Consider the following 20,428-nt stretch of genomic DNA (forward strand, 5'->3'; position numbering starts at 1 on the left):
GGTTGTTCGGCCTGACACCGCGCTGCGTCGCGTTCGCCGATCGGCTATTCAGGCTGCGTCAAAGGGTTGGGCATCGCCGCGGGAAACATTGCGGTGGTCAATGCTGTGGCGGTGGTTGCCCCGTAGCTATGTCAGAACGTCAGCAAAACCATCACTGCGCAACATCTCTTACGAGCGGTAACATTTCGTTATGTCGTCTCGTTGGTGAGCGTTAGAGTGCTGAACCTTGCTGCCAGGTTGTCCAGGGGACGCTCCAGTCTCCGTTTTGTGCCTGGGTGAGTGGGTCGCCGCCGGTGTTTCGTACCTCGACGATGTCGCCGGGTTGGGAGAAGTCGTAGAACCATTGTGCGTTGGCTGGATTGAGGTTGAGGCATCCATGAGATGTATTGGTGTTTCCCTGCGCCCAGATGCTACTTTCCAGCTGGTGTAGGTAGATGCCGTCGTTGCTGATTCGGGTTGCGTAATAGATAGTTTCGCGGTACCCGAGGCGGGAGTTGATGGGTAGACCGTACGTCGAGGAATCCATGATTACGGGATTGGATTTATCGAGGACGGTGTAGATGCCTCGTTGGGTCCAGAACGACAGTGTCTGGCCGTTGATGGTTTCGGTTCCGCCCATGCCCATGGATGTGGGCATGGTGCGTACGAGTTTGCCGTTGTCGTAAACCGTCACCTGCTTTGTGTTGTCGTCGGCGATTGCGACGTGCGCGGGGCCGATCTGGAATGTTGTAGCCGTGTCTTCCTGGCCGTAGAGGCCGTCTCCGAGAGCTACGCCGTACACGCTGGCGGCAATTTCGACGCGAGTTCCGGGGGTGTAGTACCGCTCGGGACGCCAGTGCGCATTCTGGTCGTCGACCCACATCCATTGTCCCGGCACTGGTGGGGTGGTGCGGACACTGAGGCGTCGTTGTGCTGCCGTGCGGTCGCTGATCGGCTCGTCGAAGTGGGCGACAACAACTATTCCGATCCCGTAGGTGCCGCCAGCGGTGATGGGGGTGCCGCCTGTCGTGGTCAGCGAGACCATGGTTTGGGTGCGAGGCTCGACTGTGGTGAAGCTGGTGGTGTCCGTGGTCTGACGACCTGTGGTGTCGCGGCTGGTCGCGGTGAGACTGTAGGTTTTGCCGAATCCGAGGGGTTCTGTCGGCTTCCACGACATTCGGTCGGGGGTTAAAACGCCGATAACGGTCTTGCCTTCCGTATTGGTCATGGCAACGCTGGCCAGCGTTCCGTTGGCGACCGAGACCGAAACCCGCCCCAGTGGGTCGACTCCCGTGCTGCCGCGGGGTGGAGTGAACGTCATGGTTGCAGGTTGCGCGGCGGAGGTTTGTGAGGAACTGGCGGCGGATCCAGGGGAGTTGCTGGGGCGGGCGGAGGTGCATGCGGCCAGTGTGCCGGTGGTAGCTGCGGCGATTCCTCCGATCAGTACCTGCCGCCGTGTCACTGTGCTGCGGCTATCGACATCTGGCCTTCTTCTCGCACACATACTAAGAAGCATAGTAGGTCGCGGTGGCGGTGTGAAGTTGACCAGGGAGTCTGCAGGCTGGAGATAGCAAGCGACGTGTCTACTATGGCAACTAGTAGTACGCGATGTGGTGGCGGGAAGGCGACTGATGCGTGAGGGTGCACGAGACGGTGGTCTACCGACGGCTGGCGGCGGAATGTCGCGGCGCCAGTTGTTGGCGACTGCGGGTGTTGTCGCGTTGTCCGGTGCGGTTGCAGCGTGTTCTAGTGGCGGCACAACATCGCCGAGGCGGCGTGTGTTGCCCAACGATCCAGTGGTGGCCGCGACGGAACGGACGCGCCTCGAGGCCGGCGGCGGAACGCTCCGATCGTTCGCGCTCACCGCGGAACCTGGAACCATTGACCTCGGCGGGGTGATGGTGCCGACGTGGACGTACGGGGCAGCGGTACCCGGTCGCGAGATTAGAGTGCGCCAGGGTGAACGGCTGCGAGTCGATGTGTCCAACGCGCTCCCAGATCCCACCTCGGTGCACTGGCACGGATTGGCTATCCGCAATGACATGGATGGGGTTGCCGGGCTTACCCAGCAACCGGTGGTGGCCGGCAAAAGTCAGCGTTATGAGTTCGTCGTTCCCGATGCTGGAACTTATTGGTTTCATCCCCACGTCGGAACTCAACTTGACCGCGGGCTGTATGCACCACTGATCGTGGAGGATCCGGCCGACGGGGCTGCCTATGACGACGAATGGGTGCTGGTTGTCGATGATTGGATCGACGGGACCGGAAGTCCAGCGACCACGCCGGACACCGTGTTGGCTGGGCTCCGCCGAGACGGAATGTCGGCGATGGGTGGTATGGATGGTACGGCGCCGGCGTCAGCGTCTGAGCCGTTGGGCTCGGACACCGGCGACGTTGTCTACCCGTATTACCTGATCAATGGGCGGCTTCCGATCGCGGCGGATTCTCGGACTGTCCGTGCCGGGCAGCGAATTCGGTTGCGGCTGATCAACGCGGGCGGCGACACGGCATTTCGGATCGGTATCCCGGGGGTGCCGATGACGATTACTCACACCGACGGGTTCGCGGTAGAACCGACCTCAAAGGAAGCAATTCTTCTGGGAATGGGGGAGCGGGTCGACGCGATCATCACTGTCCCTCCGTCCACGACTCCGATTCTCGCCATCGCTGAAGGGAAAACTGGCTCGGCGCAGGCGGTTCTCAAGGTCGCAGGGTCGTCGCTGGGTGATACCGGTGGGGCGCTCGCCAAGCTCGCCGCGTCAGTGCCGTTTGACAGCGCGCGGGCAGCCGCGGTGACGGCAGTTCGTCTGTCGCAGAAGGCCCCCGATGTTCGACACGAACTCGTCTTGGGTGGGCCCGACGGGCAATACAATTGGACTATCAACGGTCGCGGTTATGATCCCGCACGCGGGCTGCCTGTAGTCCAGGGGCAGCGCGTGCGATTGACGTTCACCAATCAAACCGGAATGTTTCACCCGATGCATCTGCACGGCCACACCTTTCAAGTGCGCCCCACCGACGGCGGCGCGGGGCCGCGTAAAGACACCGTTTTGGTGCTACCCGGTGCCAGCGTCGATGTCGACTTCGACGCCGACAACCCCGGTCAGTGGCTGACACACTGCCACAACATCTATCACGGCGAAGCCGGCATGATGACCGTGGTGTCGTACATGTCCACCTGAACTGGCGCCTCCCGGATGCCCTGGGTCTCGCCCCCTGCGCCACGGACCGGAGTCTTCCTGGGTTCGTGGGTGATTTAGCGCGGATACGCGATGAGGCCGAGCACAATGAGCGCGGCGGCCATGGGATAGCCCAGGACAAGGTCTTGAACCACTCCAGGCAGAACGTGCAGGCGCCCGAGGTGTTCGATCATGTGCGACAGCGCCATCGTTATGCCGACGACGATGACGCCGAGAGCGAGTGCGCGTCGACGCCGCCACCGGCGGTATGACGGTTGTGCGGTGATCGCGACGGGGATCCGTGACCGTGGACCGTCAGGCGTGCGTGTGGGTGGTGATGGTCGCCGGCGAGGCATCAGGGCTCATCCCAATCGGGGGTGCAGGAGTTGGGGTCTGAAGCCGCCGGTCTCGAGCAGGCTTCGGGCGATGTAGTTGGTCAGGTTGCGGAACCCGAGTGCGGAGCCGCGCAGGTGTTCGAGCCGTCCGTTGAGCGCCTCGGTCGGCCCGTTGCTGGTGCCGGGTCGTTCGAAGTAGGCGAGCACGTCGGCGGCTCGCTTCTTCAGGGTCCGGCCCAGGGTGGTGAGCTCGGTGAGCACCTTGGGGACGCCGGCGCTGAGGTCGGTGATCAGCTTCTCCATGAGCTCGCGGCCACGTTGCCGGTCCTCGTGGCGATAGGCGGCGATCATGCGCTGGTAGACACCCCAGGTCGCCTCGACCTCGACGTGAGCGTCATCAACGAACAGCGCGCGTAGCCTGTCGCTCTGCTTGTCGGTAAGCAGGTCCGCGCCGGTGTGCAGCGTGCGCCGCGACTTGTAGAGCGGGTCGTCCCTGAACCCACGGTGCCCGTGGATCGCGAGTTGGACCCGGCGCCGACACCTGTCGAGGGCGTCACCGGCCAGGCGCACGACATGGAAGGGATCCATCACCGTGACCGCGTCCGGGATCTCCTCCGCAGCGGCGGTCTTGAACCCGGTGAAGCCGTCCATCGCGACCACCTCGACCGCGTCACGGAAGGCGTCGTCGCGGTCGGCGAGCCAGGTCTTGAACGCCGCCTTCGACCGGCCCTCGACCATGTCCAGCAGCCTTGCTGGGCCGGCGCCATCGCGGACCGGGGTGAGGTCGATGATCACGGTGACGTACTTGTCGCCACGCCTGGTGTGGCGCCAGACGTGCTCATCGACGCCAATGACCTTCACGCCCTCGAACCGCGTGGGGTCGTTGATCAGCAGCCGATTGCCTTCGGCCAGGACCGCGTTGTTGGCGGTGTCCCACGCGACCCCGAGTCCCTCGGCGACACGGGCGACGGTGAGGTGTGCGACCACGATCCCTTCCAGCGCCCACCGCAACCCGGTGCGCGAGAGCTTCGCGCGTGGCTCCGCCGCGGCGCTGGTGTCTTGGCGCCACACGTGTCCGCAGTCGGCACAGCGGTAGCGGCGCACTACAACTTCCAGCACGGTCGGTCGCCAGCCCAGCGGCTCGTGGGCCAACCGCCGGATCACGGTGTCACGAGCAGCGCCTTCGCTGCCGCACCGTCGGCACCACTGATCTGGTTCCACCACGCGGCACGCGAGGACCGCACGATCCGGTTCAAGTCGTTGCCCGGTCACGCTCAGACCGAGGCCGTCGAGTCGAGCGAAGGCGGTCAGGTCAGGGCGGCCGAAGCCGGCCGGCGGGGTAGCGTCGGACACGTCGAGGTCTTTCGGATGGATGGCGTAGGAACCTCCATCGTCGGGAGACCTCGACGTCTATCTGCGGACCGACGCGCCCGGCCGACCTACACCCTCATCTGGGAAGAGCCGGCATCAGCCTAAGGCCCTTCTGCAGCAGGAACGTCAATGACTGGTTCACGAAGAAGCGACACGACCTCAGGGCCGAGTTCGGTTGCGCGAATCGATCGCAGGTAGACCTTGGCGACGCGGTGTTTGCGATCGAGAACAATGGTGGTCGGAACGACCGACGTCGGGGTTGTCAGAGCTGCGAGGCTACGGCCGGCATAATCAAACAAAGAGGGATACCCCATCTTCCGGTCGGTGACGAAATCGCGCGCGGTGTCGCGATCGTCACGAAAATCGATGCCGAGGAACGCTGAACCCATGGGCGAAGTCTGAGCAAACACTTGCTCGAGTTCGGTGCTTTCCAGCCGACAGGGAGCACACCACGACGCCCACACGTTGATCACCACGACACGCCCGGCGAACTCTGTAAGCGATCGCGGTCGCCCAGACATCAGATCGGTACCTGTCAACTCGCGCACCATCTGGCGAGAAGACGGCGGGTCGTAGCTGATCACGACCTTGCCGCCGGGGGAAATGAACTGGAACGAGCTGCCCTTGTTGACGGCATCGTTGCCGGTCGAGCATGCGGCGAGAACCACTGCGACAACGCTGAGCACAGCGACCATATGCGGGCCGCGCCGCGGCCGGCGACGCGCATAGGAGGTGGTCACAGCACCCACACGATGACGGCCGCGACGACAACGCCTGCGGCCACACCGCCGGTCCATAAACGGCCCCGGCCCGAGTGCGGGTCTTCGCGCAGCGGAAACAGCAGTTGACGAAACAACACGTATGCCGCCATCGACGCGACAAACACAGCGCCGGAGTTGTCGGTCACGCCCACCAGGAGTGCACTGAGGGTGGCTGCGGCGACTACAACAGCAAAACCCGCTTCAATCAGCGGAACAGGATAGCGGCGCACCCCGATCCGTCGATCCGACGACCATATCGCCCACCGCGACGTTGTCGGTCGCCCCACGCAGCAACCCGCCAGTACGCAGCCGGGTCGCCCGATCGCGATTCCGACGAACACCCCGGGGGTGGTGGCGTCGAGCAACGTGCCGATTGGAAGGCCGAACAACGCGGCTTGACCAATCATGGCGGCCACCGCACCGAGGAGGAAACCCTGGATACACGATCCTGCGGACAGGAACCCACGGCGCTCCCGATCGCGATGCAGCGCCACGTAATACAACTTGGCACAGGGAAAACCCACACCGCAGGCAACGAGTGTGATCACCGCCGCGGTCCACCAACGGTGGTCGACGCGGGCGAAAAGCAGGGCCTGAATCACGATGGCAGCGAGCGCACCAATTCCCACCAGCGCGGGCCATGCCCCCCACCGAACCCCTGGACCGAACGTCGTGGGTGCGAAACGTGTCGTGGTGGTGAACGTCTTCGGCGACAACGTGGAATGGGCCCGGCCAGCCGCGGTCAACGGACGCGCCGACACCGTCCACTGACCGGCAGTAATGCCGTGCACGCGGGTGGTGACGCTGAGGTGGCCGATCAGATGAGAAGCCGCCACCGTGCTCGTCTTCTCGAAGCGGTCCCCGGCCGCAGTCGAGGGTTTTCCGCCAATCCGTCGTCCGATGAACCGCACCATGACGGCCTCTTGCGTACCTGGATGGGCATCGAAGGAGTACGTTGCCGCGATACCCGGCTCCGCCCGAGCCATGAGTTCTCCGCACTGAGCGGCATCGTCGGATTCGGGACCAGAAGCCACAGACGGGCGACCTGACGCGGGGACGCTCTCTTGTACAACCGAATTACTGCGCACAGCTTCTCCCTGGGTCTTGTTCCGGCACGCAACCGTCCATACCGCACGCGTGATCGCACGTTACTACTATCCAGCATAGTAGCTGTACTACTAATGAAGGTAGTAGTAAATCGTGCGGGTGTGGTGTGACCGCAGCTCAGATGGGGGTGAGGTAGGTCGAGACGAACTCCGCGCGCAACCACAGGGTGAATTGAGCCCACTGGCCCGTGACGAGGAGCACTCCGACCAGGATGAGGGTGAGCCCGCCAAAGAGCTGCACGCCACGTGCGTGGCGCCGTAGCCAGCCAACCCCGGACATCAACCGCGTCGAACCAAAAGCCAGGGCGATGAACGGCACCCCCAAGCCCAGGCAGTAGGCGACGATGAGAATGACACCGCGCACCGCTGTCGTGCCCGAAGTGCCTGCGGCAACCGACAACACCCCAGACAGGGTGGGACCCAGACACGGCGTCCAACCCAGTCCGAACACTGCCCCCAACAGCGGGGCACCCACCAACCCGGATGTGGGTCGCAGATGCGGGCGGGTGTCGCGCTGCAACGCGGGGATGAAGCCGAGGAATGCCAGGCCCATGACGATGGTGACGACACCGCCGACGCGCTGTAGCAACGCTTGGTTGAGTTGGAGGACGGTTATCAGCCCGAAGACCGACGCCGTAGCGGCAACAAACACCGCGGTGAACCCCGCCACGAACAGTATTGCTGCAGCTGTGACCCGCCATCTGCGCATCTTGCCCGGGGTTTCGCCGGCGGAATCTGCAGAGGTATCGGCACCCGCCAGTCCCGCGAGGTAGGACAGGTATCCGGGAACAAGGGGAAGACAACACGGCGATGCAAACGACACCAGTCCGGCGAGAATAGCTGCCCCGAGGGCCAGTAACAGCGGTCCCGAAGCGGCCGCAGATTGAAAGGCAGTACCGATCGTCTGACCCCCTTCTTTGCAATCCCCCACGAACTACTATCCACGGTAGTAGATGGTTGGTTTGGAGTGGTCCCCCGGGGGTTAGCCGAGCGACCGCAGGTAGCGCAGCAGGACTGTTGTAACCAAGGCCGAACCGGTGAGTCCCCAGGTCCAGTGATGCAGCTGCGACCACTGCAGCACCGTCGCTGCGCCGGGGCCTAGCCCGCTGTGCGCGAATTCCGCTGTGACGAAGAGAATTAAGCCCAGCGTCATGCCAGCGCAGTAGGCCACCGTGATGTAGCGCAGCAGCGCTGGGACATGACCTGCAGGATTCGGGTCAGTCATGACGCAGGCATCCTCGCTGTTCAAACCCGATGGGGGTGGACGATCAACTACTATCCCCAATAGTATGTCATCAGGTAACTGGTCGGTGAACGGAGAAGCGGTGTGGTGAGGGTAGTCGGCTCGGTGACATGGAATGTGCCTCGGGCGCTGGTGGCGGCGATGCTGACAGTGGTTGTCGTGGGTGTGCCAACGGATGTGATCGATACCGGATTCTTCACGCGGATGACACCGGTGCGGTGGTGGGAGCCGGGTGTGGTGGCGGCAATGGCGGTGTTGATGTTCGCCTGGGCCGGTATCGAGGCCGCGCCGCGCGCCCGATCGTCGAATGTGCGCAGTGTGTTCGGCGTTGTGGGGAGTGCGCTGGCGGTGGGGTGTCCGGTGTGCAACAAGATTGCGGTGTCGCTCTTGGGTGTCTCGGGGGCGTTGAGCGTATGGGCGCCGGTACAGCCGATTCTCGCGGGAGTGTCGTTGCTTGCGAGTGCCAGTGCGGTGATGGCCCGTTGGCGGGGTGCGCGATGCGGCGTTGATCGTTGCCGACGCACCGAGGCTGAGACGACGGTGGGCGACGTTGTCACTGAGTATCCTGGCTCCACTGGGACCCGGTCTACCGGGAGCGTCGTGAGAGAAGGTGGCATTGGCCATGCGAGGGTTGGGTGAGCTCGAATCGGCGGTGATGGCTGCGCTGTGGTCGAGCGCTGAACCGATGCGTGTGCGCGACGTGATGGACGTGATGGACCCCGCGCGACCGTTCGCCTACACCACCGTCATGACGGTCCTGGACAACCTGTATGGCAAAAACTGGGTCACGCGTGAACGGGTGGGGCGCGCTTACCACTACCGGCCCCGTCTGAGTAAGACTGCGGCGGTTGCAGAGACCGTCCGCGGAATTCTCGACGAATCCGATGAGGCCGAAGCCATATTGTTGCATTTCGCGCAGTCGACAAGCGACAACGAATCCGATGCGCTGCGGCGGGGCTTGCGCCGTCGAGCGCGACGGTCGTGAACGTCCCTTTCGCGTTCATCGCGACAGCGGGCGCTCTGGGGTGGGTATGGCCGACGTGGATGATCCGGCACCAGCATCGAATCGACCCGCGACTGGCGATGGCGGCGTGGCCGACCGCGCAAGTGCTGTTTGCGCTGGTATCAGTCGGTGCGGCGGTGACCCTGCTCGTTCCGGGCCACGCCACCAGCTTCGTGTCGTCGCTGGTGGGTCGGTGTTTGAATTCACTGGCCCACACGACACCGGCCGCGGGTGAAAATGTCGCTGGTGCGGCCGGGTCGGTAGCACTGCTCGTGGTGTTCAGCTGCGTATTCGTTCGTATCCTGCGGCGCCGCAACGCCCAACGTGACCGGCGTGAGCAGTTGTCCGACACCATCTTCCTCACCGGCTTCCAGCTACCGGGTTTTCCTGACGTGTGGTGGCTCGACGACGACCGTCCGGTCGCGTTCTGTCTCGCCGGGCCTCGCACGCGGATCGGCGCGTCGACGGGGCTGTTCGGTTTCCTCAACGACAACGAACTCGACGCAGTGCTGAGTCACGAACGCGCCCACGCACGAATGCGCCACCACACCACCATCGTGTGGGCCGAGGCGTGCGGACGAACCCTCTCCGCCATACCCCTGTTCCGGTACGGAGCACAGTCGGTTCGCGGGCTCAGCGAACAGGCCGCCGATGCCGCTGCCGCGTCGGCCCACGGCCCGATGACGGTCGCCTCGGCGCTAATCAAACTAGCCAGCGCTCCCCGGCAGGCCACTCCTCCGCGGGGCTCGTTGGCCGCAGCTCAGGGCAATCTGGGGTTTCGCCTCAACACGTTGACGCGGCAGGGTCAGCGGTCGCATCTCTCGGCAAGCCTGCATATCGCGGCAATCACCACCGCGTGTGTGCTGGCGCCCGCCGCGACGGTCACCATGGTGCTAGCAACTTTGACCTGCTCGTAGCACAGGCACGGAGTGCTGCCGCGCGGGTCAGATGGCGTTCAGCGACCACCAGCGCTCATCGAAAGAGAATCGACCATGGCAGCAGACGTAGATCTCCACACACCCGGCGAAGGCGAAACGGTGATTTTCGTCGACCTTGCCGGGTTCACAGCGCTGACCGAGGCCCATGGCGATCAGCATGCCGCCGACCTCGCCGATGCACTCACCGACCTGGCGCGCACGGCCCTGAGCGACGGGGACCAGCTAGTCAAGTCCATCGGTGACGCGGTATTGCTGACCTCGGCGACACCTCGAGCAGCAGTACACCTGGTCACCACGATGGTTCGTGACAGTCACCGCAATCAGGACTTCCTCGACCTGCGGGCCGGCCTGCACCATGGGCCGGTGATCCACCGTCGTGGTGACGTATTCGGCGCCACGGTGAACGTAGCCGCCCGGGTTGCCGGCATGGCCACAGCCGGTCAGGTACTGTGCACGCCCGACATCGCCGACGATGCCCGTGCTTGTGGGATAGCCGTTTTTGATCTCGGCCTCACGTCTATGCGCAACGTCGCCGCTCCGGTCCATCTGTTCGCGCTCGACGTCGCGTCGCCCCGAACGGGACTCGTCGATCCGGTCTGCCGCATGCGGGTGAGACCCGAAAACGCCATCGGCACTCTGCGCCACGCCGGGGCGACGTACGCATTCTGTTCGTTGCGCTGCGCCGGCCTGTTCGCGCAGAACCCGGACCGGTACTAGTCGACGCGCGCTGCGCGTGGGGTGTCAGAGCAGGCGAACGACATAGGGCATGGCGCCACTGGTGCGCAGTGCTGACACCTTGACGACATCGCCGGACTGCGGCGCCTCGATCATCTTGTTGTCGCCGATGTAGAGCGCGTTGTGCTCGCTGGCGTTGGGACCGTAGAAGATGATGTCACCGCGCTGGATGTCTGCCAACGGGATTTGGCGGCCTGAGGTGTACTGGTAACCGGTGTAGTGCGGCAGCGCGATGCCTGCACCGGCAAACGCATACAGAATCAACCCGGAGCAATCGAACCCGACCTTCGCGTAGTCGCCGAAGCTGTCGGCGACGCCACCATCGCGAACACCGACGGTGGGTCCGCTGGCGTTGCCGCCGCCCCATGAGTACGGCACACCCAACTGAGACATGGCCCGGTTGACCACGGTTTCCACCGCCGCCGGCCCCGCCGTCGCATCGGGCGGAATAGGGCCTACAGCAGAGGGTGTGGTCGAAGGTGAGCCGCCCTCGCCTTGTGTAGGTGGCGGTGAGGCTACCGCCGGTGGACTGGGCTGTTGTGAACCCTCGATATCGGTATGAGGACGACTCAACGACGCAACGATCGCCGCCAATGCCTGCTGAACGGCATTCTTGGCCAGCTTCACCACAGCCTCACGCACCATTGCGGCCGGGTCCGGGACAGCCTCCGGGGTCGCTGATGGTGGGGCCGCCGCCGGCAGTGGCGCACTGCCAGCGGCCACCGGCGTACGACCGGTGGCTACGGCGGGCCGCAGCCGAGCGAGTTGCGCTGCGGCTTCACTTCTCTTTGTTGTCAGGGCTGCTCTGCGTGACTGCTGTTGGGTCACAGCTGCCATGGCGTCGGTAAGCGCTGAGCGGGCGACTTGCTGTTGGCGCTGGGCAGTGGTGGTCGCCCGCCGGGCCGTCGTCACTGTGGCCTCGGCGATCGCTGAACGATTGGCGGCGTCATTACGACGACGTTTGACGTCATCGACGATGCGCCGCTGCTCCCGTGTGATCCTGCCGATCACTCCGGTGCGCTCAAGGAACGAATCCGGATCCGGTGACAGTAAGAAGCCCGTGGAATCCGATGAATTGCCCTGGCGGTACAACCGGGCCACGACGGCGTCGAATTGCTTCTGCGCGGCGTTCGCGGCGACCGTGGACTCACTCAGTGAGCGACGGGCTCCGTCGGCAGCAACAGCGGCCAGGTGCTGAGCATCGCGGGCCATCTGCAAATCGACCAACGTCCGATTGACGCCTTCACGTTTGCCTGCTGCGGCGCGCTCGAGGTCGGCGATTTGTTGGTCGACACCGGCGATGGAGGTGACCAACGCCGCGATTCGATCACCCGGCGACTCCGGTAGCGGCGCACCCCACGCCACCGCACTACCAACCACCAACGAACTCGCCACCGCAATCACCGCAGCGAACACCGACCGCCGACACACCGCAACACCCATACGTCACACTGCTCCCTGCAGTCGCTTACACCTCAGTACTATCCGACATAGTAGACACAGCTACTAGCCGGGTTAGTAGTTCGATGGCCGCTTCGTTGCGCAATCGTTGCCTCATCCGTGCTCGCTATCGGGCGGTGCAGGCGCGGAGTGTCGGGGGGATTGGTCTCGTCGCTGGGGGAGCGGGTCACACTGCGTGCCCGGGCGGCGTTGCCTGCCCGTCATCCCTTCCACGGGGACCACCGCACCGATGTCGAACATCCCGTTTTCACCGCCGGCGTCGTACCCCTAGGGGGTAACGTGTGTCCACGTACAGGAGGTTGGTCATGCCCGCCATGTCAGCGGTTGAGTCGGCGTTTTGTCGGAGCGCGTCATGGGGAGCGATGGCTCACCGCATCATCGTCCCGTGGTCGCTTCAACAAGCGCCCTTGGGCAGTCAAGTCCTGGAGATCGGGGCCGGAGATGGTGCGATGGCAGCACGGATCCTTGCCGATCACCCCGACATCAGCATGACGGTCACCGATGTCGATCCGATCATGGTCGCCGCGGCGCGGCAACGGTTGGCCAGGTACGGCGCCCGAGCCGACGTGGCACAGGCGGATGCGACGGGTCTACCGTTCGCCAGCGAAGTGTTCGGGTCGGTCGTGTCGTTTTTGATGCTGCATCACACCCTGAGGTGGGAGCTGGTGCTCGGGGAGGCGATGCGGGTGCTGCGACCAGGGGGCTGGCTGGTCGGTTACGACTTGCTGTCCACTCGATCCACCCGGGTGCTTCATCAGCTTGATCGTTCACCATTTCGCCTCATCCGCAGCGACGAGATCGAACCAGCCTTCGAACAGTTTGCGGTGCAACGTGTTGTGATCCGGCAATCGGCGCGAGGACAGGTGGTCCGGTTCATGGTGCAAAAGAGCCAATAACCCTTGCTGCCTCGCACTCATCGGTATGACGGTGGGGCAGTAGACGGGGTCAGTCGAGAAGCTTGTTCATGGTCGCGATCTCGGTGCGTTGGGCGGCCACGATGCTCTGGGCGAGGGCCTTTGCCTCGGCGCTTTTACCCGACTGGATCTCTTTGGTTGCCATCGCAATCGCTCCCGTGTGATGGGCGACCATCATGGTCAACCATTCGCGATCGAACGCTGTACCGGACAGGGTTTGCAGCTTGCTCATATCGGCTGATGACATCATCCCATCCATCGCCATCGAACCCGACATGTCCATCTGCGCCGACGGCGCCGGTTGCCCCCACTGCGTCAAAAGCGATTTCAGTGTGGTCATCTCCGGTTCCTGCGCCTTGCTGATCTGATCGGCGAGCGCCAGGACCGCCGGGGTGGTGGTGCGTCCCTTCACGTAACCCGCCATCTCCACGGCTTGTGCGTGATGGGGATACATGTCTTTGGCGAATGTCACGTCGGCCTGATTGAACGCGGCGTCCTGGGCGACCGAGCTGGTCTGCGCGCTGCCGCTCATGTTCATCTGTGACCCGCCGCCCATGTCCATCCCGCCCATCGACCCCCCACATGCGGAGACCCCGACAACGAGTGCCAGGGCAGACGAACCAATTGCGGCTGACTTCCACGTATTCACGGCCTGACTCCTTGCTGTGGGCGCGCAACCTGAGGTCCTGTTGCACGCGATGTGAGACGGTCGACAGCGGTCGCACCGTCCTGGGTCCTACACCCGGTACTACTATCACCGATAGTACCAAATCGGGCGGGGTGGTTGACTCGACTGCAGCGCATCAGCCCGATCAGCACACGCACGTGCATACCAGGGTGCACTCTGATGCGTGGTCGACGTTGCCGCCGAACCCGTTGGGTGTCAACAGGGTTGCTTGCCCTCATGCCAGGACGTCGCGGAAAGTGGGGGCAAAACATCCCTGACCAGTGAGGTCGTTTTGCGCTGCTACAGTCGCGGCTCGTGAGGCCTGCAAACCGTTCGACCTGGCGCCGCGAGGTGGCAGTGACGGTCACCGTCGGGGTGGTTGTGGCCGTGGCCATGCTGTGCGGTGCGGCTGGGGTGGCCGGAGTGAATCAGACGCCGGGCGGGGCGCATCCGGTAAGCCCGATGGCCCAGCAGGCTGAGGAGCACGCCCCCGACCACGGTCATCTCACGACCGGGGGACTCGCCGTTCACCACGACACCGTCGAGGGTCACCTGGTGCGCGACACAGGTGTGCGGCGCGGGATGGTGGTGGCGTGGCCGACTGCGGCCGAGGCCCATGGACTACCCGCGGCAGTGGTCGCGGCGCACCGCGCGCGGGCTCCGCCGCGACCGTGGTGTTCCCTCTGGGGCCGTCAGCTCCTGCTGGCTGTGTGTATCGATCGCTGCTGAGGGGTGCGCGAGACATCAAACACGTGCCGCGACCGCCGGCATCTGACGCTCGTCACCAATTCAGGAGATCTACCCCACATGAGTACAACTGACCTGACCTTTTCCAACCCGCCCGAAACCGCGCCCCGCTCAACCGCCGATGGCGGTGCACCAAGTGCTCTGGTGGGCAACACCCCGCTGCTACGCATCGGCGACCCGTTCGCATCTGGCGGGTTGGGGTTCTGGGCGAAACTAGAAGGGTGCAACCCCGGTGGCATGAAAGATCGACCGGCCCTGCACATGGTTCAGCGAGCGCGATCTCGTGGGGACTTGGCTCCGGGTGCGCGAATCGTCGAATCAACCAGCGGCACTCTCGGTTTGGGTCTCGCCCTGGCGGGCACCGTTTACGATCACCCGGTGACCCTGGTCACCGACCCCGGCCTAGAACCGATTGTGCACAACATGCTGCACGCCTACGGAGCCGAGGTGGAGGTGGTGTCGGTAACCCATCCCAGCGGCGGGTGGCAGCAAGCCCGGCGCGATCGGGTGCACGAGCTCCTCGCCGTTCATCCGGGGTCGTGGTGTCCTGACCAATACTCCAACCCTGACAATGTTGCAGGCTACAAATCGTTGGCACTCGAATTGCTCGAACAGCTCGACCGCGTCGATGTTCTCGTGTGTTCGGTCGGAACAGGCGGCCATTCCGCTGGAGTGGCGCACGTTCTGCGACAGCACTACCCCGATATGCGTCTGGTTGGGGTCGACGCCGTCGGATCGACCATCTTCGGGCAACCAGCGCGACCACGCCTCATGCGGGGACTGGGGTCGAGCATCTTCCCGGCGAACGTGGACTACGACGCGTTCGATGAGGTGCATTGGTTGGCTCCGGGCGAGGTAGTGACTGCATGCCGGGCCCTCGCTGCGGGCTATCACGGCAGCGGGGGGTGGAGTGTTGGTGCTGTAGCCCTGGCCGCGGGCTGGGTCGCGCGCAACTCGGCCCGCGACACCAACGTCGTGACGATCTTCCCAGACGGGCCGCAACGGTACTTCGACTCGATCTACAACGACGACTTCTGCAGCGAACACGGTCTGCTGAACGCCGCCATGCCCACCGACCCAGTCACCGTCAGCAACCCGGCCGACGTCGTCATCGACCGGTGGAGTCGCTGCGCGGATATGACGCAAGTGAAAGGTCCCCGCCGATGATCGACGTGACACGACAGTTTCGTACGTTCGATCGACCCAGCCAAATCTTGATGGTCAACCAATTCACCATCAACTTGGGCTTTTACATGTTGATGCCCTATCTGGCCGGCTACCTCGCCGGTCCACTGGGTCTGGCCGCATGGGTCATAGGTTTCGTTCTGGGAGTCCGAAACTTCTCCCAGCAGGGACTGTTTTTGGTGGGCGGCACCCTCGCCGACCGCTTCGGATACAAACCCATGATCATCGCTGGGTGCGTGTTGAGGACGGTCGGCTTCGGTCTCCTAGCCTTCGCATCATCGCTGCCGCTCATTGTGCTCGCCTCTGCGCTCACCGGGTTTGCCGGTGCACTGTTCAATCCCGCCGTGCGCGCCTACCTGGCCGCGGACGCGGGCGAACGCCGACTCGAGGCGTTCGCAGTGTTCAACATGTTCTATCAAGCAGGAATTTTGCTGGGTCCCCTGGTCGGATTGGCGCTGACCATGCTCGATTTTCGGGTGACATGCATCGCGGCGGCAATCATCTTCGGGGCGTTGACAGTGATCCAAATAGTGACGCTTCCGGCGCATCACAAAGAAGCGGCGAGCGAACGAACTCGAATACGTGACGACTGGCGCACCATCCTGAGAAACAGAACTTTTGTTCTTTTCGCGATCACGATGATCTCGTCGTACGTGCTGTCCTTTCAGGTGTACCTCGCCCTCCCGTTACAGGCCGCGGTGGTGGCCGGTCCTGGACGAGACGACACAGCACTGGTGACATCGCTGTTTGTCGTGTCGGGGCTGGTTGCCGTGCTGGCGCAACTGCGCATCACGAAGCTGTGCACACGGTGGCTGGGACGCGATCGCAGCTTGTGTATCGGCCTGGCAGTGATGGCAGCGGCGTTTGTTCCACTTGTGGTGGTCGGTGAGCCGGCGGTGGCAGGACGTGTGACCGCAGGGGTCGCACTGTTGCTGTGCGCGGCGCTGCTCGCGGTAGGGACCGCGATCGTATTCCCCTTCGAGATGGACACGATCGTCGCGTTGTCGGGAGGGCGCCTGATGGGCACCCACTATGGCTTCTACAACACGATCGTCGGCGTGGGGATACTGCTGGGGAACCTGGGAACCGGTGCACTGTTCGGTGTGTTCCGCGACGCTGACGCCGGCGCATTCGTCTGGGTTGTGTTGGTGAGCCTCGGGGTGATCTGCGCAGCGACAATGGCCCTACTCGTCCGGGCCCGCGACCTCGCCGCCCCACCTGCTGTTGTGGGAGCCGGGTAACGAACCCCCAATTTCGCGAAGGGACTTCGCTACAGGGCGCATTGCGCACGTAACTCCACCCCGGAACTACTATCCCGTATAGTAGTTCCGGTGGCTGGACAGTGGACACAGGTGTCAACGTCGACGCGGGTCGGGGTGTGCATTCTCGTCGTCGTCGCCGCCCTCATCGTCGCTGTGTGGCCGCAGGCGACAGGCCGGGACGACACGGTTCCGGCGCAGCGGCAGAGCGCCGTTGATACGGCATCGCAACCAGCGGCCGCCGCAAGCGATCTCGTTGCGGCACGTGCCAAAGCTCAACTGTCGCCCTGTCCAGTTCCCGGCCCTCCGGTATCTGCCGCATCTCCGCTGCGTGGTGTGACGCTGGACTGCTTAGCAGGACCGCCGGCGGTCGACATCGCACGCGCTGGCGCGGGACGACCCATGTTCATCAATTATTGGGCGTTCTGGTGTGGGCCGTGTCGCACCGAGTTGCCGATCGTCGCTGAGTACGCGTCGCGGGCAGGCCAACGAGTCCAGGTGCTGACTGTGCAAGGCGTTGACGGGGCGCAACGACCCGATTTGTCGCTGAAGTTGCTCACCGACATCGCAGTTCATCTACCGACGGTCGTAGACACACAGGGGCGTCTCGCCGCCGCGGTGGGATTTCCGCGGGTGTATCCGACATCGGTGCTTATTCGCCCTGACGGGACCGTTGCGGCGCTGTTGCCGCGCGTTTTTCGCTCCTCGGACGAGATAGCGCGTGCTGTTGAGCAGTACTTGGCAGTGACGACGTGAAGCGGGCCGTGATGGGCCGGGACGCCCACTACGGCGACAGGAGCGGTCGACGGGGTGTTAACGCACGCGCGTTGGCCGCATCGGCTGCCCGCTTGGGAGTCGCGGTGGTGTCGGGTTATCTGCTGTATCTCAGTTTTCCACCACGAGGACTGTGGTTCCTGGCCCCGATCGGTATGGCGATTCTGATAGTGACGCTGCGCGGTAGATCGGTCCGCGCCGCCGCGGGAATCGGGTATGTGGCGGGACTGGCGTTCTTCCTTCCACTGCTGCCGTGGGTAGGTGAGTACGTGGGCGCAGCGCCCTGGCTCGCGTTGTCGGCGGCCCAAGCGGTCGCGGTCGCGGTCTTCGCCGCCGGCGTGCCCACATTGGTGCAGATGCGGTGGGCGCCGATGTGGATCGCCAGCGGCTGGGTTGCCGTCGAAGCAGTCCGTTCCCGCATCCCGTTTGGCGGTTTCCCCTGGGGGCGTTTGGGATTTGGACAGGCCGATGGTCCACTGCTGCCACTCGCATCACTGGCGGGAACGCCTGGGTTATCGTTCGTCGTCGTCGCCTTAGGGGCAGCCTTGGGACTGTCGATGGTCGCGGTTACGCCCATTCGTGTACGGGCGGTGGTCACAATCGTGGGCATTGCACTGGTGGGAGTTGCCGTTGTCGTTGCCCCGCCAACCGGCGGCGGCGGTCCAGAGGTGACCGTTGCCGTGGTGCAGGGGAATGTGCCGCGGCTGGGGCTGGACTTCAACGCTCAACGCCGCGCCGTGCTCGACAATCATGTACGTGCGACTATCGACCTGGCCACCCGAGTGGCCGCGGGTGACATGAAGCAACCCGCCTTCGTCGTGTGGCCGGAAAATTCCTCCGACATCGACCCGTACCGCAATCCCGACGCGGCCCAACAGATCACCATCGCAGCCCAGGCGGTGGGGGTACCTATTCTTGTCGGCGCGGTCGTCGCCAACGGCGGTGGCACCACCCGGAATTCGGTCATTGTGTGGGACCCCCGCACCGGCCCGGGGCAGCGCTCCGACAAGCGTCAACTCGTGCCCTTCGGCGAGTATCTACCGCTGCGTGCGCTGATGACCAAGCTCTCCCCGTATGCCGCGCAGGCTGGGCGTTTCGTTGCCGGCACCGGAGACGGCGTCGTCGACATCAGCGGAGTTCCGATCGCGGTAGCGACCTGTTATGAAATTGCGTTCGACCGGTTGGTGAGTCGATCGGTGCGCGCCGGCGCCCAACTGATCACCGTACCCACGAACAACGCCACCTTCGGTCGAACAGACATGACGTATCAGCAGCTGGCGATGTCGCGGGTCCGTGCGGTCGAACACGGCCGCGCGGTCCTCGTGGCGGCCACCAGCGGTGTGAGTGCGGTCATCACCACGGACGGCCGGGTCGCGCAGCGCACCCGCTTGTTCACCGCCGACGTCCTCGTAGCCCAAGTGCAGCTGCGCTCGGACCTCACGGTCGCTACCCGAGTCGGGGCTCTACCGGAATGGCTGGCGGTCGCGGTAGCGGTGATATCTCTACTCGACCCCGCACGTCGACGGGTAGCGCTTCGCTCGGCGCGGGAACGCGCCGTCGCGTGAACCTGCGGCGGTAAGCGGACTGCGCGGGCCGACTGTAGCTATTGAAAGACAACGCCGCGGGCCCGTAACCACGCCGCCGGATCAAGACGCACCGAGTCGCCCTGCCACACCTCGAAGTGCAGATGCGGACCAGTAGAGATACCACGATTGCCGACAGTCGCGATCTGTTGTCCGGCACGGACCCGTTGGCCCACCGCGACCAGTGTCTCGTTGATATGCCCGTACACCGCTGTGGTGCCGTCGTCGTGGCGTATTCGCACCCACAGGCCGAACCCACTGGCGGGTCCGGAGTTCAGGATCACCCCATCAGACACCGAGAAGATCGGAGTACCGATGACATTGGCGATATCGAGACCATAGTGTTCGGTTCCCCACCGCATCCCGTACCCCGAGGTCACCACGCCGACGACGGGGGCCACTGAACGCGGTCGACGAGGGGTCAAGCGAGTACGCGCAGCGCTGGGTGCTGCGCGCGGTGGCGGTGGCAGGAAAGCCTGACGGCGAGTGGGTGATGCGCGGGCAACGACTGCGGCGACATCTGAGGGGCTCTTGCCCGCGGTCCTCGGCCCGTCTGGGGAGATCGCCCCGCCGGCGACAAGGGCTCCGCATGCCACCGCTGCGAGCAGGACGGTCACCCCGTTCGGCCGCCGGCGATCACCACCCACCACTGACACAGGTTCCGGCGCCGGTTCATCGGTCGGCGGCGCCCAGCACCACCTCCGTTCCCACGGCGCGGGATAACTCAGGCGCAGTGGACCCAGTAACTCCGTGAGATCGACTGTCTCCAAGGACGAAACTCCACAGCGATCGTGCGCGGATCGTGCGTCGCTCTGCATGGCGGCGAAGCCCAGACGTGCTGGCCGTCTCGACGCCGGATCTGCCACCGCGAGCGCCGCCCCGCTGCCACTACGTGCAATCGGTGTGTCGTCAGATTCGTACCTGCGATGTCGCGCCACGTCGTGTCCCTGCCGGTCGAGACAGGCCTACCGCCCATGTCTACTATGTGTCATAGTACTAAGGCACATAGTAGTCGTGTTAGGCGCGGTGTCTCCTTGTTGGGAAAGGTTGTGTGTGAGCGCGTTAGCCTCAGTCTTTCACCAGCGTTGCGCTGATTACTGATTCTGTTGTGTGGCTGCTGGTTTGGTGATGTGGGCATGCGGAGGTTGCCGGCTGGCTGTGTCGGTGGGCGGGTCTTCGGGCCCGCGG

At 64.2% G+C, this 20,428-nt stretch carries 21 protein-coding genes; 11 read left to right on the forward strand and 10 right to left on the reverse strand.

Going from position 1 to position 20,428, the window contains the following annotated elements:
- Positions 1 to 211: 211 nt before the first annotated feature.
- Complete coding sequence (locus tag TU34_RS21930; RefSeq protein WP_082080531.1) at positions 212 to 1,483, reverse strand: L,D-transpeptidase; 1,272 nt, start codon at positions 1,481 to 1,483, stop codon at positions 212 to 214.
- Positions 1,484 to 1,658: 175 nt separating this feature from the next.
- Here TU34_RS21930 and TU34_RS21935 point away from each other — a divergent pair, with 175 nt between their 5' ends.
- Positions 1,659 to 3,161 carry a multicopper oxidase family protein gene (locus TU34_RS21935; protein ID WP_045825061.1) on the forward strand — a complete coding sequence of 501 codons (1,503 nt, stop codon included), beginning with the start codon at positions 1,659 to 1,661 and terminating at the stop codon, positions 3,159 to 3,161.
- Between the two features lie 65 nt (positions 3,162 to 3,226).
- Positions 3,227 to 3,430 (forward strand): hypothetical protein, encoded by a 204-nt coding sequence (locus tag TU34_RS24035; RefSeq protein ID WP_160298579.1) that lies wholly within the window; start codon positions 3,227 to 3,229, stop codon positions 3,428 to 3,430.
- A 90-nt stretch (positions 3,431 to 3,520) separates the two neighbouring features.
- On the opposite strand, the gene TU34_RS21945 is transcribed toward TU34_RS24035, so the two are convergent.
- The 6 genes from TU34_RS21945 to TU34_RS24040 all read right to left on the reverse strand — a co-directional run bounded on the left by TU34_RS21945 (position 3,521) and on the right by TU34_RS24040 (position 8,531).
- Positions 3,521 to 4,846 carry an ISL3-like element ISPfr2 family transposase gene (locus TU34_RS21945; RefSeq protein ID WP_032401348.1) on the reverse strand — a complete coding sequence of 442 codons (1,326 nt, stop codon included), beginning with the start codon at positions 4,844 to 4,846 and terminating at the stop codon, positions 3,521 to 3,523.
- 119 nt (positions 4,847 to 4,965) lie between these two features.
- Positions 4,966 to 5,559, reverse strand: a complete 594-nt coding sequence (locus tag TU34_RS21950) for a TlpA family protein disulfide reductase (protein ID WP_045825077.1) — start codon at positions 5,557 to 5,559, stop codon at positions 4,966 to 4,968.
- A 41-nt stretch (positions 5,560 to 5,600) separates the two neighbouring features.
- Positions 5,601 to 6,611 carry a prolipoprotein diacylglyceryl transferase family protein gene (locus TU34_RS23325; RefSeq protein ID WP_082080533.1) on the reverse strand — a complete coding sequence of 337 codons (1,011 nt, stop codon included), beginning with the start codon at positions 6,609 to 6,611 and terminating at the stop codon, positions 5,601 to 5,603.
- Between the two features lie 238 nt (positions 6,612 to 6,849).
- The gene (locus TU34_RS21960; RefSeq protein WP_045825063.1) at positions 6,850 to 7,662 is read right to left on the reverse strand and encodes a cytochrome c biogenesis CcdA family protein; all 813 of its coding nucleotides are present in this window, start codon (positions 7,660 to 7,662) and stop codon (positions 6,850 to 6,852) included.
- Between the two features lie 51 nt (positions 7,663 to 7,713).
- Positions 7,714 to 7,956 carry a hypothetical protein gene (locus TU34_RS21965; RefSeq protein ID WP_150116672.1) on the reverse strand — a complete coding sequence of 81 codons (243 nt, stop codon included), beginning with the start codon at positions 7,954 to 7,956 and terminating at the stop codon, positions 7,714 to 7,716.
- Positions 7,957 to 8,006: 50 nt separating this feature from the next.
- On the reverse strand, positions 8,007 to 8,531 hold the full coding sequence (locus tag TU34_RS24040) for a hypothetical protein (RefSeq protein WP_160298580.1): 525 nt from the start codon (positions 8,529 to 8,531) through the stop codon (positions 8,007 to 8,009).
- 65 nt (positions 8,532 to 8,596) lie between these two features.
- Between TU34_RS24040 and TU34_RS21975 the strand changes: the two genes are divergently transcribed.
- From TU34_RS21975 to TU34_RS21985, 3 genes are all read left to right on the forward strand, one after another.
- Positions 8,597 to 8,959, forward strand: a complete 363-nt coding sequence (locus TU34_RS21975; protein WP_045825066.1) for a BlaI/MecI/CopY family transcriptional regulator — start codon at positions 8,597 to 8,599, stop codon at positions 8,957 to 8,959.
- Positions 8,956 to 9,894, forward strand: a complete 939-nt coding sequence (locus TU34_RS21980; RefSeq protein WP_045825067.1) for a M56 family metallopeptidase — start codon at positions 8,956 to 8,958, stop codon at positions 9,892 to 9,894. The genes TU34_RS21975 and TU34_RS21980 overlap by 4 nt, the downstream gene beginning before the upstream one ends.
- A 75-nt stretch (positions 9,895 to 9,969) precedes the next feature.
- Positions 9,970 to 10,632, forward strand: coding sequence for an adenylate/guanylate cyclase domain-containing protein (locus TU34_RS21985; RefSeq protein WP_045825068.1), 663 nt, complete (start codon positions 9,970 to 9,972; stop codon positions 10,630 to 10,632).
- A 24-nt stretch (positions 10,633 to 10,656) separates the two neighbouring features.
- Here TU34_RS21985 and TU34_RS21990 read toward each other — a convergent pair whose 3' ends face one another.
- Positions 10,657 to 12,093, reverse strand: a complete 1,437-nt coding sequence (locus tag TU34_RS21990; protein ID WP_045825069.1) for an NlpC/P60 family protein — start codon at positions 12,091 to 12,093, stop codon at positions 10,657 to 10,659.
- A 380-nt stretch (positions 12,094 to 12,473) separates the two neighbouring features.
- Between TU34_RS21990 and TU34_RS21995 the strand changes: the two genes are divergently transcribed.
- Complete coding sequence (locus TU34_RS21995; RefSeq protein WP_203225517.1) at positions 12,474 to 13,007, forward strand: class I SAM-dependent methyltransferase; 534 nt, start codon at positions 12,474 to 12,476, stop codon at positions 13,005 to 13,007.
- A gap of 49 nt (positions 13,008 to 13,056) precedes the next feature.
- Here TU34_RS21995 and TU34_RS22000 read toward each other — a convergent pair whose 3' ends face one another.
- Complete coding sequence (locus TU34_RS22000) at positions 13,057 to 13,674, reverse strand: DUF305 domain-containing protein (protein WP_045825070.1); 618 nt, start codon at positions 13,672 to 13,674, stop codon at positions 13,057 to 13,059.
- 369 nt (positions 13,675 to 14,043) lie between these two features.
- Between TU34_RS22000 and TU34_RS24715 the strand changes: the two genes are divergently transcribed.
- The 5 genes from TU34_RS24715 (at position 14,044) to lnt (ending at position 19,222) form a co-directional block, all read left to right on the forward strand.
- A complete protein-coding gene (locus tag TU34_RS24715) occupies positions 14,044 to 14,421 on the forward strand; it encodes a hypothetical protein (protein WP_476756167.1) in 378 nt (125 codons plus the stop codon).
- A 78-nt stretch (positions 14,422 to 14,499) separates the two neighbouring features.
- Positions 14,500 to 15,606, forward strand: coding sequence for a PLP-dependent cysteine synthase family protein (locus tag TU34_RS22010; RefSeq protein WP_082080535.1), 1,107 nt, complete (start codon positions 14,500 to 14,502; stop codon positions 15,604 to 15,606).
- Positions 15,603 to 16,865, forward strand: coding sequence for an MDR family MFS transporter (locus TU34_RS22015; protein ID WP_045825072.1), 1,263 nt, complete (start codon positions 15,603 to 15,605; stop codon positions 16,863 to 16,865). The genes TU34_RS22010 and TU34_RS22015 overlap by 4 nt, the downstream gene beginning before the upstream one ends.
- Before the next feature lie 354 nt (positions 16,866 to 17,219).
- A complete protein-coding gene (locus tag TU34_RS24435) occupies positions 17,220 to 17,639 on the forward strand; it encodes a TlpA family protein disulfide reductase (RefSeq protein ID WP_238981435.1) in 420 nt (139 codons plus the stop codon).
- A gap of 11 nt (positions 17,640 to 17,650) precedes the next feature.
- On the forward strand, positions 17,651 to 19,222 hold the full coding sequence (lnt, locus tag TU34_RS22025) for an apolipoprotein N-acyltransferase (protein ID WP_082080537.1): 1,572 nt from the start codon (positions 17,651 to 17,653) through the stop codon (positions 19,220 to 19,222).
- Positions 19,223 to 19,260: 38 nt separating this feature from the next.
- On the opposite strand, the gene TU34_RS24440 is transcribed toward lnt, so the two are convergent.
- The gene (locus tag TU34_RS24440) at positions 19,261 to 19,641 is read right to left on the reverse strand and encodes a M23 family metallopeptidase (protein WP_420835209.1); all 381 of its coding nucleotides are present in this window, start codon (positions 19,639 to 19,641) and stop codon (positions 19,261 to 19,263) included.
- Positions 19,642 to 20,428: the final 787 nt, after the last annotated feature.

Source organism: Williamsia herbipolensis, from assembly GCF_000964005.1.
GTDB classification, from domain to species: Bacteria; Actinomycetota; Actinomycetes; order Mycobacteriales; family Mycobacteriaceae; genus Williamsia_A; species Williamsia_A herbipolensis.

Coding starts and splice junctions, on each gene's coding strand:
- TU34_RS21950 (WP_045825077.1), bottom strand. CDS start 5,559: ATGGTCGCTGTGCTCAGCGTTGTCGCAGTGGTTCTCGCCGCATGCTCG.
- TU34_RS21995 (WP_203225517.1), top strand. CDS start 12,474: ATGGCTCACCGCATCATCGTCCCGTGGTCGCTTCAACAAGCGCCCTTG.
- TU34_RS21985 (WP_045825068.1), top strand. CDS start 9,970: ATGGCAGCAGACGTAGATCTCCACACACCCGGCGAAGGCGAAACGGTG.
- TU34_RS21965 (WP_150116672.1), bottom strand. CDS start 7,956: ATGACTGACCCGAATCCTGCAGGTCATGTCCCAGCGCTGCTGCGCTAC.
- lnt (WP_082080537.1), top strand. CDS start 17,651: ATGGGCCGGGACGCCCACTACGGCGACAGGAGCGGTCGACGGGGTGTT.
- TU34_RS22010 (WP_082080535.1), top strand. CDS start 14,500: ATGAGTACAACTGACCTGACCTTTTCCAACCCGCCCGAAACCGCGCCC.
- TU34_RS21935 (WP_045825061.1), top strand. CDS start 1,659: ATGTCGCGGCGCCAGTTGTTGGCGACTGCGGGTGTTGTCGCGTTGTCC.
- TU34_RS21975 (WP_045825066.1), top strand. CDS start 8,597: ATGCGAGGGTTGGGTGAGCTCGAATCGGCGGTGATGGCTGCGCTGTGG.
- TU34_RS22015 (WP_045825072.1), top strand. CDS start 15,603: ATGATCGACGTGACACGACAGTTTCGTACGTTCGATCGACCCAGCCAA.
- TU34_RS21990 (WP_045825069.1), bottom strand. CDS start 12,093: ATGGGTGTTGCGGTGTGTCGGCGGTCGGTGTTCGCTGCGGTGATTGCG.
- TU34_RS21930 (WP_082080531.1), bottom strand. CDS start 1,483: ATGTGTGCGAGAAGAAGGCCAGATGTCGATAGCCGCAGCACAGTGACA.
- TU34_RS23325 (WP_082080533.1), bottom strand. CDS start 6,611: ATGGCTCGGGCGGAGCCGGGTATCGCGGCAACGTACTCCTTCGATGCC.